At 41.8% G+C, this 12,768-nt stretch carries 13 protein-coding genes and 1 pseudogene; 1 reads left to right on the plus strand and 13 read right to left on the minus strand.

Translation table 11 applies throughout. The features are described from left to right. Positions 1-27: 27 nt before the first annotated feature. From FOF60_RS16145 to prsW, 7 genes and pseudogenes are all read right to left on the minus strand, one after another. Positions 28-609 (minus strand): lysophospholipid acyltransferase family protein, encoded by a 582-nt coding sequence (locus tag FOF60_RS16145; RefSeq protein WP_192470759.1) that lies wholly within the window; start codon positions 607-609, stop codon positions 28-30. Positions 610-611: 2 nt separating this feature from the next. Further along, complete coding sequence (gene cmk / locus FOF60_RS16150) at positions 612-1,286, minus strand: (d)CMP kinase (protein WP_192470613.1); 675 nt, start codon at positions 1,284-1,286, stop codon at positions 612-614. Between the two features lie 221 nt (positions 1,287-1,507). Further along, the gene (locus tag FOF60_RS16155) at positions 1,508-1,690 is read right to left on the minus strand and encodes a YpfB family protein (protein WP_192470614.1); all 183 of its coding nucleotides are present in this window, start codon (positions 1,688-1,690) and stop codon (positions 1,508-1,510) included. A gap of 63 nt (positions 1,691-1,753) precedes the next feature. Next, complete coding sequence (locus tag FOF60_RS16160; protein ID WP_192470615.1) at positions 1,754-2,413, minus strand: flagellar brake protein; 660 nt, start codon at positions 2,411-2,413, stop codon at positions 1,754-1,756. A 213-nt stretch (positions 2,414-2,626) separates the two neighbouring features. Further along, positions 2,627-3,976, minus strand: coding sequence for a germination protein YpeB (ypeB, locus tag FOF60_RS16165; protein WP_192470616.1), 1,350 nt, complete (start codon positions 3,974-3,976; stop codon positions 2,627-2,629). Between the two features lie 12 nt (positions 3,977-3,988). After that, positions 3,989-4,681: pseudogene (gene sleB, locus FOF60_RS16170) on the minus strand (spore cortex-lytic enzyme); the annotation flags it as partial. 201 nt (positions 4,682-4,882) lie between these two features. After that, positions 4,883-5,554 carry a glutamic-type intramembrane protease PrsW gene (prsW, locus tag FOF60_RS16175; RefSeq protein ID WP_192470618.1) on the minus strand — a complete coding sequence of 224 codons (672 nt, stop codon included), beginning with the start codon at positions 5,552-5,554 and terminating at the stop codon, positions 4,883-4,885. Between the two features lie 102 nt (positions 5,555-5,656). Between prsW and FOF60_RS16180 the strand changes: the two genes are divergently transcribed. Continuing rightward, the gene (locus FOF60_RS16180) at positions 5,657-6,628 is read left to right on the plus strand and encodes an asparaginase (protein ID WP_192470619.1); all 972 of its coding nucleotides are present in this window, start codon (positions 5,657-5,659) and stop codon (positions 6,626-6,628) included. Between the two features lie 531 nt (positions 6,629-7,159). Here FOF60_RS16180 and FOF60_RS16185 read toward each other — a convergent pair. From FOF60_RS16185 to FOF60_RS16210, 6 genes are all read right to left on the minus strand, one after another. After that, positions 7,160-8,134 (minus strand): YpdA family putative bacillithiol disulfide reductase, encoded by a 975-nt coding sequence (locus tag FOF60_RS16185; RefSeq protein WP_192470620.1) that lies wholly within the window; start codon positions 8,132-8,134, stop codon positions 7,160-7,162. 118 nt (positions 8,135-8,252) lie between these two features. Continuing rightward, a complete protein-coding gene (locus FOF60_RS16190) occupies positions 8,253-9,530 on the minus strand; it encodes a Glu/Leu/Phe/Val family dehydrogenase (RefSeq protein WP_192470621.1) in 1,278 nt (425 codons plus the stop codon). A gap of 352 nt (positions 9,531-9,882) precedes the next feature. Further along, on the minus strand, positions 9,883-10,467 hold the full coding sequence (locus FOF60_RS16195) for a genetic competence negative regulator (RefSeq protein ID WP_192470622.1): 585 nt from the start codon (positions 10,465-10,467) through the stop codon (positions 9,883-9,885). Positions 10,468-10,532: 65 nt separating this feature from the next. Further along, entirely contained in the window at positions 10,533-11,447 is a 915-nt protein-coding gene (locus tag FOF60_RS16200; protein ID WP_192470623.1) for a MerR family transcriptional regulator, read from the minus strand. Positions 11,448-11,523: 76 nt separating this feature from the next. After that, positions 11,524-12,294 (minus strand): metallophosphoesterase, encoded by a 771-nt coding sequence (locus FOF60_RS16205; RefSeq protein WP_192470760.1) that lies wholly within the window; start codon positions 12,292-12,294, stop codon positions 11,524-11,526. A 29-nt stretch (positions 12,295-12,323) separates the two neighbouring features. Then, positions 12,324-12,710, minus strand: coding sequence for a hypothetical protein (locus tag FOF60_RS16210; protein ID WP_192470624.1), 387 nt, complete (start codon positions 12,708-12,710; stop codon positions 12,324-12,326). Positions 12,711-12,768 lie beyond the last annotated feature (58 nt).

The following is a 12,768-nucleotide window of genomic DNA, read 5'->3' on the forward strand; positions in this document are numbered from 1 at the left end:
ACAGACATTTTTGTCAAGCAAGAAACATTACTTATATTTGTTAATCAGTTCCTGGATTTCACCCATAATTAAGTCAGTTGTCTGTTCTGCATTTAACTTTTTTTCTTTAATAGATTCCATATCGATAGGCTTTCCATATACCACCTTCAATTTCTTGAATGCTTTGTATGGACCGATGATCGCGCACGGTACGACATGAGCATCAGACCGGAGCGCAAAGAAGCCCGCTCCTGCAAGCCCTTTACCCATTTCACCTGTCTTGCTTCTTGTTCCCTCTGGAAACAAACCTAAAACCTTTCCATCCTTTAAAATTCCGAGACCCTTTCTCAGAGCTTCCCTGTCGCTCATTCCCCTTTTGACAGGGAAAGCATTCAGGCGAGGAACAATTTTCCCAAGTACAGGAACAGAGAAAAGCTCTTCCTTCGCCATAAAATGGACGGGACGAGGTGCTGTGATCCCAACTACCGGGGGATCAAGATTATCAATATGATTGGCACATAACAGCACACCGCCATCAGCAGGAATATTTTCTTTGCCAATTACCTCAATTCGATAAATTGGACTCAAAATTGAATTTACTAGAGATCTTGCAAACGAATAAACCGTCAATTTCATCCGATCCTTTCAAGCGCCAATTCCATAATTTTCCCTACAACATCCTGGATTGACAAAGAGGTTGTATCTATTTCGACTGCATCATCCGCTTTTTTCAATGGAGCTACTTCCCGCTCAGAATCAATTTTGTCACGCGCGGCAATCTCTTCCTTCAGCTTTTCCAGATCAGAAGGGAATCCTTTTTGGATATTCTCTGCATGTCGGCGTTGTGCCCTTTCTTCAACACTCGCAAGTAAAAAGACCTTTACCTCGGCATTCGGCAATACATGTGTGCCGATATCCCTTCCGTCCATCACTACACCGCCGTCAACTGCAAACTCTTGCTGGCGTTTTACCATCTCTTTCCTCACAAGTTCATGCACGGCAACATAGGATACTTGATTGGTCACATCTGCACTTCTTATTTCATTGGTAACTTCGATCCCATCCAGCAGCACTTTTTGCCCTGTTTCTCCAGGCATCAGTTCGATTGAAGTATCATTTAAGATATCAATCAATTCTGCTTCGCTATCCAGGCCGGCTCCTTTATTTAAAGCCTTGTATGTAAGTGCCCTGTACATCGCACCTGTATCGATGTATATATATGTAAGTTTTTCGGCTACAATTTTGGCAACCGTACTTTTTCCTGCTGCTGCAGGACCGTCTATAGCAATTGAAATTCGTCTACTCATATTTCCTCCTGGTACACTTCTAGTTGTTACTTTATATTCTCTTATATTTTAACACAAAAATCTTTTAATCCTCGCTAATCAACACTTTTTTTGAGGCACTTTTCTAAACTTTGCCTGCACCCATGCCACTAAAGGAATCAACCCTTTTCAAAAGTGAATTGAAAGCACTTTTAAAGGGTTTTAAATCGACAATATAAAAAGTAAGCAGATATCCAACCTGCTTACTCTTTTCTTCTTATGGAATTCAGGACTTCTGAATGGTTATTGTCCGTTACACCTTCGTATTGGGTAATTTCTTTAAGCTCAGGAAAAGCATTGATTTCATGGAAAAATATTTGGGCGATAATTAAAAAAACAAACTGAATGATAGCGATTTTGATAAGGATTCTTTCAAATGTTTTCATTTCCAATGCTCCTGTAAAAATCTTTTATTCTATTATGGGAGCATTTCCAGGTATTTATTCCTTTTAAACAGGAAGTCCTTTTTTCTTCATTTCAAGCTGTCTCTCAAAGCAGAATCTTAGAAGCATCTGCCTGTCGGTTCCCGACGAGTCAAAGAATTGGACAGAAGCCTTGTTCATATGTCCCTCACCGTCGATGATTCGAACGACTTTTCCACGGAACTTCCTGTATTCAAATTCTCCATTCTGCATAGGGAGGACAAACCAGCACTCAACCTCCATACCCTGCTTCAGACTGCTTTTTTTATCAATCAGCAATGCAGCTCCACCAGCGCTGATATCATCCGTTACTGTTGTAAATGGAGTGAACTCTCCCTTGCCAGAATAAACAGCTACATCCACGGAGGTTTCAACCCGGACAAATTGCCTGCGCTGAATTTTAATGAGTCGATCCTTGCCTGGATACGAAAGAATCACCATTGGGATATTAAGCTTGACCCTTCCTTTGACTTCCGTGTCAAAATAATAATGAGAACCTGAATCTGTCACAAAATTAGCCTTTAAGGGTGTACCCTCAAGCAAGAACACTGTTCTGTTGGTATTCAAGTTTACAGGATAATCAATAAATAAATCATTGCCCTGACGCTCAACGAGTTTACACTTATATTGTTCAAAGCTGTCAGAATATCTATGCTCAAGGATTATGTTATCACCGATTTTTATCATAGCTAGCCCACTTCCCCACTTCTGTCTATGCTGCTTAAATTTGTTTGGTAAACTATCTCATATTTATTATGACATGCAGGACTAATCTGGTGCAATAGTCCTTTAATGGATTATTTTTACAACACTCTTTATCTAAACCTTTTTAATTTCCCAACATCGCAAACCATATACAGATGAAACCGAAATAAAAAAGGGAAAGCACTTGGCTTTCCCTTAGACTACATCCTCATATACTGGTTCAGCATTATGGAGTTTTTCTACTTTCTCTTCCGTTCCGTCTTCTGCATTGATATAAATCCTGAATGTGTCGTTGCCGAGAACTCCTGTGAATTCATAGCATAACACCTCTTCATTAATGTCGTTCAGGATAATTGCTTTTTTCTCATCCATCACTTTGAGATTTGGATTGACTTTCTTTTTTGCTTCGGCTATGTCAATGCCAACCTGAGGAATTTCTCTTGTTTTATGAGATTTTAAATAATCCTCCGCAGAGAAGCCGATGACATCTCCATTGTCTAGTGCGACCTTCATATTGATTGCATCAGGATAAATTCTTACGTCGTCCTGCGTACCGACAAAAGTAAATACACCGATATTATCGTATTGGGCGCTTTCAAAGAGATCCAAATTTTTGAAGTTATGATCCTTTAAAAATGCGATTGCCTTATTAGAAGCGTCATTGAGACTGAGTTTTTGATTCTTCACTTCTCTTTCAAGCAAGAACCAGATTGGATAGCCACCCTTTTTGGTTATATCCATATTAGCTTCAAGCTTTGTTTTTGGGTTCTGGATCGAGACACTGAAGAATCCATAATCCGAGCCTTTGCCGCTTTCCGTTACCTTAACTTTGCCGCCTTTTCTAAGCGGAGTATAATTCCTGGTAATCTGAATCGCTTTTTCTTTTGAAATTTTCTCACCAGGCAGCTTTTTAAAATTTTCATCATCTTTCTGAAGATTGATCTGCGCTGGTCCGAAATCAGTTTCCGTATAGCTTTCAACTGTCTTTTCAACAGTCTTGAAACCATCAATGATCGTATTGTCAGTCTGGCCCTTCTCCGTTGCAAGTGCCAACTCTACATCCATCCATCGAAGATTGTTTTCCAGAACCATGTGCTGGACTTTTCTCAAATCCTGCTGGATTTCACCTGATTGCTCATATAAGGTTTTAAGGGTCGAATATTCTTTTTCCGTGAGTGGTTCCTTATCCAAGTCTCGCACCGCTGTTTTATAACTAAAATTACCGATATTCGCCAGAAACTCTTCGGTTTTATTAAAAGGCAATAAGGTTAATGGAAGCTGGCCTACATCACTATGAGCCTGCGAAGTGATTTTCCAAACCTCTGCCAACTGTGGTGATAATGAACTTCTTGAATTCATCGCTAGTGTTGTGCCAATTTTATCGTTCAATAAATCAATTTGATATGTCAGATCATGAAAGGCTCTTTGGTAATTATTTTCAGCATTAATCAATACTGCTGTTTTTTCCCTGTGCTCCTGATAACCCCAATAGGCAGTTCCGGCAATACCAATGACGAGGACTGCAATGGCTATTCCTCTTAGCAATTCAACTCACCCCTATTTACAAAAAATATGTTTCCCGATCTTTTTGATTTGCGGTCGTGACCAAATCCAGGCACTGGTGGCCGTGTCAGGATTAAAATAGTACATGGCGTTTCCAGTAGGATCCCAGCCATTGATCGCATCAAGGACTGCTTTTTTTGCGGTTTCGTTTGGTGTAAGCCAGATTTGGCCATCAGCAACTGCTGTGAACGCCCTCGGTTCGAAAATAACACCCGAAATAGTATTCGGGAATGTGGCACTGTCTAACCTGTTCAAGATTACCGCTGCAACTGCTACCTGTCCGGTATAAGGTTCACCCCTTGCTTCTCCATAGACCGCATTAGCCATGAGCTGGATATCATTCTGTGAGAATCCATTTGGTGTATTTGTGGCGGCAGCCGGTTTGGGTGCAGCTTGTGTTTGGGCACCCCCGCCCGTTTTCCCGCCGCCTTGTGTTTCGCCGCCCCAGGCAATTTTCGCATTTGGCGTCGCTTTCGCAAGCTTGAGTTTCGTCTTCCACCCTGCAACTCCATCAATCTCCAAACCAAATTCATATTGGAAATTTCTTAGAGCCCAATAGGTACCCCAGCCAAATACTCCGTCGATTTTTCCATTGTAAAAACCAATATGCTTTAGTCGTGACTGGAGCTCAATAACATCGTCTCCTACCGCACCCTGCTGAAGTACCTGACTTGTAAACGCCTCAGCCCTTTGATCGATTTGGCTTAATTGCACTAAAGACATGATCAAAGCCAGCGCGGCCATCACCTTCAAGATAGACCGATATTTCTTCATTGAATGCAACCCCCAAAGATGTGAACTTAAAAGATTACTCCTATTTTTTGTTAAGAGTTGACTTTTATTCCACAAAACAAAAAAACCCTCCATTTTTTAAGAATGAAGAGTTTTTCAGATTGGATATTGCTTTTCAATATGCTGCAGGGTCAATATTCTCGCCTTTTTCACTTTTCTTAGTCCCAGCCACCAAAGGAAAATCATGAATGGAACCATCAGAACCAGCCAGTCTTCCCTGGTCATAAGGATAAAATCATAAACACCATGCAGGAGAACTGGCACCATTAGTGAAAGCATGATCCACTTCTTTTGCACCCCGGGGGAAAACTTTGCCTTACCTATATAGTAACCCATTATCACTCCAAAAAGCGCATGGCTTGATACAGGCAGAAGAGCCCTCCCAATTGCGTCCTGGAGGCCATTGGCAAGCAGATAAAAGATATTTTCAGCTGATGCGAAACCCAGGGATACAGCTACACTGTAAATAATTCCATCATAATGTTCATCAAAAGAAATATGCTGGAAAATTGTATAATAAAGAATGAACCATTTAAAGAATTCTTCTAATAGACCAACTGTTCCGAACGCTTTGGTGAAGTCCCCCTGAAGCAAGCCCTCGACAGAAAGGACATATTGAATGAACATAAGCGGAAATACAAGCAACGCACCGAAAATAAACATCTTAAACACCAGTGATAGCGGCTCTGACTCATACTGGTCCTTTAAGTAAAAATAACTTAACAGCGCCAGACCCGGAGCTACCCCGGCAGTAACTATTCCCAGCATATGCTGTCCTCTTTTCAATTTGTTTTTTTAATCGTATCATGTAATTAGAAGAAAGAAAATGGATTATTATTCTTTCTTAATGGTCTTTCGGAGGTAATAGTTTTGAAAAAGAATATTTTACTGATTCATACTGGCGGTACCATTTCCATGAGCGAGGATACAAGCGGAGCGGTCAAACCCGGGGCGAATAACCCACTGACACAGGGAACCGACCATTTATCCAATCTCGCTGAACTTATTGTAGAAGAGCCCTTCAATTTGCCATCTCCACACATTACACCCAAGGAGATGATGGAGTTAAAATATATTCTTGAGGATTATGATAAAAAAGGCTACATCGATGGAGCAATCATCACCCATGGAACAGATACACTGGAAGAGACAGCATATTTCCTCGATCTCACTTGCCAGGCAAGCTTCCCGGTCGTCGTTACTGGTGCGATGAGATCCAGCAATGAAATCGGATCTGACGGCCTGTATAATTTGATATCTTCAATAAGAGTGGCTTCCAGCCCGGATGCAAAGGGAAAAGGGGTACTAGTCGTCCTTAATGACGAAATTCACACAGCTGTCAACGTGACCAAGACACATACAAGCAATATCTCAACCTTTCAGAGCCCGCAATATGGCCCAATCGGGATAGTGACAAAAAGGGGTGTTCTTTTCCACCACACTCCTACGAAGCACGAAAACTATCCAGTAGCGGACATCAGCAAAAAAGTTTCCCTGATTAAAGCACACGCTGGAATGGACTCTTCTTTGCTGCAAGCCATACTGGACTTAGGCGTCGATGGTGTCGTGATCGAAGCACTTGGACAAGGCAATCTTCCGCCCGCTGCACTTGAGGGTGTACAAGATTTTCTTAAGCACAATATCCCGGTGGTCATCGTTTCCAGAAGCTTTGCCGGCATAGTCCAGGATGTTTATGGATATGAAGGCGGCGGCAAGCACCTGAAAGAATTGGGCGTCATTTTTTCAAATGGTTTGAATGGTCAGAAAGCAAGGATCAAGCTGCTGGTTGCACTTGCTAAAACGGATGAGATGGATGAAATTAACGAGATGTTCATGTTCTAAAATTCTAAAATTGACGTGATAAAATAGGAAAAAGCGGTGTCTGAATTCAATCAGACACTGCTTTTTTATTTTTTACTAAAGAATACTATAGGTGGATTATCATCTAGTAAATCATTTTTTGGGGTAACCCTCGCCAAGGAGGCCGATTGGTCACCAAAAGATCCTGTTTTGGGAGAATTCAGGTGTTAATGAAGCCTATTGGTTACCTAAAAATCCAATTCTCGGGAAAACAGGGCACCAATCAACCCTATTGGTTACCTAAAAATCCATTTTTCGGAAAATCAGGGCACCAATCAAGCCTATTGGTTACCTAAAACTCCATTTTTTGGAAAATAAGGGCACCAATGAAGCCTATTGGTTACCTAAAAATCCATTTTTTTGGAAAATCAAGGCATCAATGAAGCCTATTGGTTACCTAAAAATCCATTTACCGGAAAATCAGGGCACCAATGAATTCAGGTTGCTCCCACAGCTTTCTTTTCGCAGCAATATTCTCTTCTGAAAATATAAAAGGCGGGATTTCCCCCGCCCTTATCCATTCTTGGTTCTGCTTGAGATCGCTTCTGCAATCTGTCCGCCATGGAAGCGTCCATTTTCGATGAATATTTCGTTCGCATTGTTACCGGCAGCAATTACTCCTGCAATAAAAATGCCTGGCACGTTTGTTTCCATTGATTCCGGATCAAAATATGGCCGACCTGTATCTTCCTCAATTTTCACGCCCATTTTCTCAAGGAATGCATGATCCGGACGGTATCCAGTCATCGCAAAAACGTGATCATTTTTTAGTTTGACCTTTTGCCCTTCGTGCTCATAAACCACATAGTCTTTTTCGATTTCTCTTACTTCTGCATTAAATACCATCTCTACAGACCCTGCCCTGACAAGCGCTTCAAATTCGGGAAGCACCCACGGTTTGATGCTTGGTGAATATTCTGCTCCTCTGTACAATACGGTCACTCGCGCCCCTGCCTTCTCCAGTTCAATCGCAGCATCCACACTGGAGTTTTTCCCGCCAATGACCACGACATCCATATCGAAGAAAGGATGGGCTTCCTTAAAATAATGGGATACCTTGGATAAATCTTCGCCTGGTATTCCCATGAGATTCGGATGATCATAGTAACCAGTCGCGATCACGATGTTTTGAGCGGTGTATTGCTGTTTATCCGTGGAAACCATGAACACGTTATCGCCTTGTTTTATAACTTCAGTCACCTTTTCATATTTATTAATCCGAAGTTTTTCGCGTTTGACCACTTCACGGTAATACACCAATGCCTGATTCCGTTTTGGTTTAAGGTTCTCGGTTATGAAGGGAACATCGCCGATGGCCAGCTTTTCACTGCTGCTGAAGAAGGTTTGATGAGTGGGATAATTATAAATCGCATTCACAATATTTCCTTTTTCTATGATAAGTGGATTAAAGCCCTTTTTCTTCAAAGCAATCGCGGCGGCAAGACCACAGGGACCGCCCCCTACAATAATGACATCTTCCTTGTTCATGTTGCAAAATCACTCCTTATGGATCTATATAAACCGTATAAGCATATATAAAAAATCTCCTATCATTAAATGATAGGAGATTTCATCTTAAGATTCAATGAAGAACCCTTTGGTAATATCAAATCCAGCCTCTGAAACGGCTAGCTTCAGCCATTTTGCGGACACCGACCATATAAGCAGCAAGACGCATGTCTACTCTGCGTGTCTGGGCTGTATCATAGATGCTATCGAAGGATTTCACCATCACCTTTTCAAGCTTCTCTTCCACTTCTTCTTCTGTCCAATAATAACCCTGATTATTTTGGACCCATTCAAAGTAAGAAACCGTTACGCCGCCTGCGGAAGCGAGTACATCCGGAACCAGCAGGATGCCGCGTTCTGTAAGGATTTCTGTTGCTTCGAGCGTTGTTGGGCCATTAGCAGCCTCAACGACGATACTGGCCCTGATATTATGGGCATTTTCTTCAGTAATCTGATTTTCTATCGCAGCTGGAACAAGGATATCACAATCAAGTTCCAACAATTCTTTATTTGTAATTGTATTATTGAATAATTTGGTTACTGTACCGAAACTGTCTCGACGGTCAAGCAAGTAGTCGACATCCAGTCCTGCAGGATCATGCAGCGCACCGTAAGCATCAGAGATACCGATGATTTTCGCTCCAGCATCGTGCATGAACTTTGCTAAATAGCTTCCGGCATTACCGAATCCCTGTACGACAACTCTTGCGCCTTCAAGTTCAATTCCTTTTTTCTTTGCAGCTTCGCGGATACAAATCGTAACCCCTTTTGCTGTTGCTGATTCACGACCATGTGAACCACCGAGTACCAGCGGCTTGCCTGTAATGAATCCTGGAGAGTTAAATTCATCTATACGGCTGTATTCATCCATCATCCAAGCCATTATCTGTGAGTTTGTGAAAACATCAGGTGCCGGGATGTCTTTTGTTGGACCTACGATCTGACTGATCGCACGTACATATCCCCGGCTCAATCTTTCCAGTTCCCTGAATGACATATCGCGAGGATCACAAACGATCCCGCCTTTACCGCCGCCGTACGGCAGATCGACGATACCACATTTCAAGCTCATCCAGATTGATAAGGCTTTTACTTCTTTCTCTGTTACGTTTGGATGGAAACGTATTCCTCCCTTTGTTGGACCCACTGCATCATTGTGCTGCGCCCGGTAGCCAGTAAAGACTTTAACAGATCCGTCATCCATTCTGACAGGAATTTTTACTGTCATCATCCTGAGCGGCTCCTTTAAAAGCTCAAAAACCTCATCTGGGTATCCGAGTTTTTCCAAAGCCTTGTGAATAACAGTTTGTGTAGATCGTAAGACGTCATGTTTGTCTTCTTTATTTGGATTTTCATTACCGTTTGCGGCTACCATTGATAAACCTCCTAAATCACTTTTGCGGATGTTGTCTGCTTTCATGGATTAGTATACACCTTTGGTTATTTTATGCAAGAAGAAAAAAACAGTTTTCCGCATTTTTTGATTATTGAATGAAAACGCTACCATTCAAGCCCTTATTATTATTGGCTTAATAATAAATTAACTGAATAATAAGACATTACCTGGTGATCATACAGTATTTTAAGATTTATTTTGGGATCGAAACACCCCTAATAATTTCTCTGATATTCCCCCTTTGGCAATCAGACAAGTTTGCAGAGGGAACGGATGACAAGACCACCTCTTAAACACAATATTTTCCATAAAAAAAGCCGAAACCCCTCCATTATTTCATAAAATAATGGACAAGGTTTTCGACTGCACGTTCTTCCATAATTTCGTTCCCATACTCGAGCAGTCTGTGGATGCTCAATATTGATGGAACTCCGTATTCTGCCATGATTGAAACCGTCTTATCGGCCTCATTAGGCAATATCCCATTCATAAGCAAATAATAATGGTCATTCATGAAATGCAGACTGCCTCCAATAATACCGGCGTCCAGGAGTCTTTTCGCCAGCTGGATCACGTCCTCGATATTCTCGAACTCGAATAAAATGTCTTCGCTTCCTTCGAGCGTGACCTGCATTTCTATGATGCCATCATCAAACTGCTCCTCATCTTCATCCTGTTCAATCATAGTGACAATCATGACCATCCCCTGGGCATGCAATGAAAAAATTTCCACTGCAACTGAACCGATGATATCCAAATCGAATTCCTCGCTGGCTTCCTCAAGCATATCATGAAAAAGCTGATGCCACTTCAACGAGTCTTTCCATATATCTTCTTTGGTCAATCCCCGGTCGGATAAGTCATCTATCGTAAGGAATATCTTAATCTTATTGTTGGTTAATCGTTCCAAGCGCATATTCATGCCCCCTGCCATCGACAAAGCTCTTATTGTAGTTTATGAAAATATCGCAGGTTGGTGAGTTATTTAAGTTGATCGATGCGCTTTTTTAACCACATTTCCCATTCCGCTCTTGTCATTCCTACAATGTACTCCCGATATTTTTCTTGCTGCTCTAACGGCATGGAATCAAATGCTATTCCACCGAGCCCAATAATAAGGTCCGGGTTAATCCTTTTCATTTCTTCGGCAAGCTGCAAGGTTGCCTTTCTATTTTCATCGAGAGTGCAGGAGAAGAAAAGAAATTTGGGTTTAATCTTTTCCACAACTACCTCCAGATCGTTTTCGGCAATACTTGTGCCAAGGAAGATAACTTCAAAGCCTTTTCGCCTTAGGTAGAGCGTATAGATTAACAAACCGAGTTCATGCTTTTCACCGGGACCGCAAACTGCAATTGACTTTGGAAGGAATGAGCTGTGCGGAAAAGAATTTGATATCCCTTCTATTCGCGAACGTATAAATGACGAAGCAAAATGCTCATGTGCAGTCGTTATACTACCCTCTTCCCATAAATCACCCACTTTAATCAAAATGGGACCCAATAAATCAATAACAGTTTTATCAATTGTAAATAGACTAAACGCCTCATTGATTAATTCATGAGCTTTTGAACTGTCGAACTCAAGAAGTGCAGCCAATAGCTTGTCTCCAATTTCATCGACCCTGTCCCTTTTAGGCAGTTCGGATTTCTCCACGGAAACAGAAGAAGAGTTTTCAAGCAAAGTCACAGCCTGACTGATGGTAAAGCCTTGATTAATTTTTGAAATCAGCCACCGTAATATTTCTACATGCTCCTCGGTATATAATCGATGACCGGATTCATTTCTTACAGGGGCAAACATCTGATATCTTCTTTCCCAGGCCCTAAGGGTGCCAGGCTGGATGCCAAGCATTTGGGATACTGCCTTTATATTGTATTTACCTGCGCCACTGCCCATGCCAAAACCTCCATCGTTACCTGTATTACCGATTATATCCATGTCTTAGCTTTGCTGTAAAACTTCAATCTGCTTTTCAGGAATCTGAAACCAATGTAATGAGATGCGTCTCAGCCTTTGCCCCCAGTCTCAAAGGGACTCCCGTGGTTCCATAGCCATTGCTGGTCAGCACTGTGGCGCCATTTTTCTTTTTGATCCCGCCTAATTCATACGGACCAAACCCAAATATCCTGATTTGCCCCCCATGAGTATGACCGCTCAATACCAGGCGGATATTGTGTTCTGGCTTGAGGCTGTTAGCGATGGCAGGGTTATGGCTGATAAGGATCCTGAATCCTTCTTCCTCGGCATCACGGACGGCGAGATCCAGTCTGCTTTTACCAAGACTTAAATCATCAATCCCTAAAACGTGCATTACGTCCCCAGATCCCGATTCAAATTTAACTGCGGTATTGTCCAGTACTTTAACACCCAAGTGGTATAAAAGTGAGTCAAGTTCATGGGAATTGAATTCATAATCATTGTTTCCCCAGACGAAAAAAACTGGGGCAATCGTTTTCAACTTTTCAATATTGGCAGAAACCCTCTCCAACGGAACACCTTTTTCAGCAAGGTCACCACCAATAATCACAAGGTCGGCCTTTCCTTTCACCGAGCTGATTATAGAATCCTGAATTATCCGCTTATGGATATCTGATATAAAAAAGATTTTGACTGGCCCGAAGCTCTCCGGAAATCCCTTCAATTGTATTTCCTGCTCAAGCACTCTGTCAGCAAAGGCCTGGCGATACATATATAGTAAAAGGAAGCTGCCAATCAGCAGCATTCCAAGGATGATAAAAATAATCTCCATTTTTGCCTCCCGCAATACTTTATCTAGCTTTCATTTCCGTCCTCTGGTGAGCTAAAAGACATCATACCATAAAGCAAACAGAAAACGAAAAAAATTGCTGTCTGCCAAACACCCAGGGGCAGCAGCAAAAAAAATGAGCCTAGACAGGTGATTGCCAGAATAATATCAGTTCCAGACTCCTTTTTCCCTTTATTTGCAGTTATGACACCAACACCCCCGTCCCTGATCAACCCACCCATTGCATACATCCCGAATACAAGAGCCACTATCCCGGCAAGATACTCAAAAGGATTCAGAATAAACTCTCCCAGGAAGTCCTCGGAGTGAAAGGAAAAGATTGTTGACAGCGAAAAGATGAACAGGTAACCGCAAAGCAGTCCAATGACCAGCCTGAAAATTTTCCAAAGCATACAAAAACCTCCCATACACAATGTATGAAAGGCCCTTGTCTTTATTTCCGTATAGAAA

It is taken from the genome of Mesobacillus jeotgali (genome assembly GCF_014856545.2).
Classification (GTDB): domain Bacteria; phylum Bacillota; class Bacilli; order Bacillales; family Cytobacillaceae; genus Mesobacillus.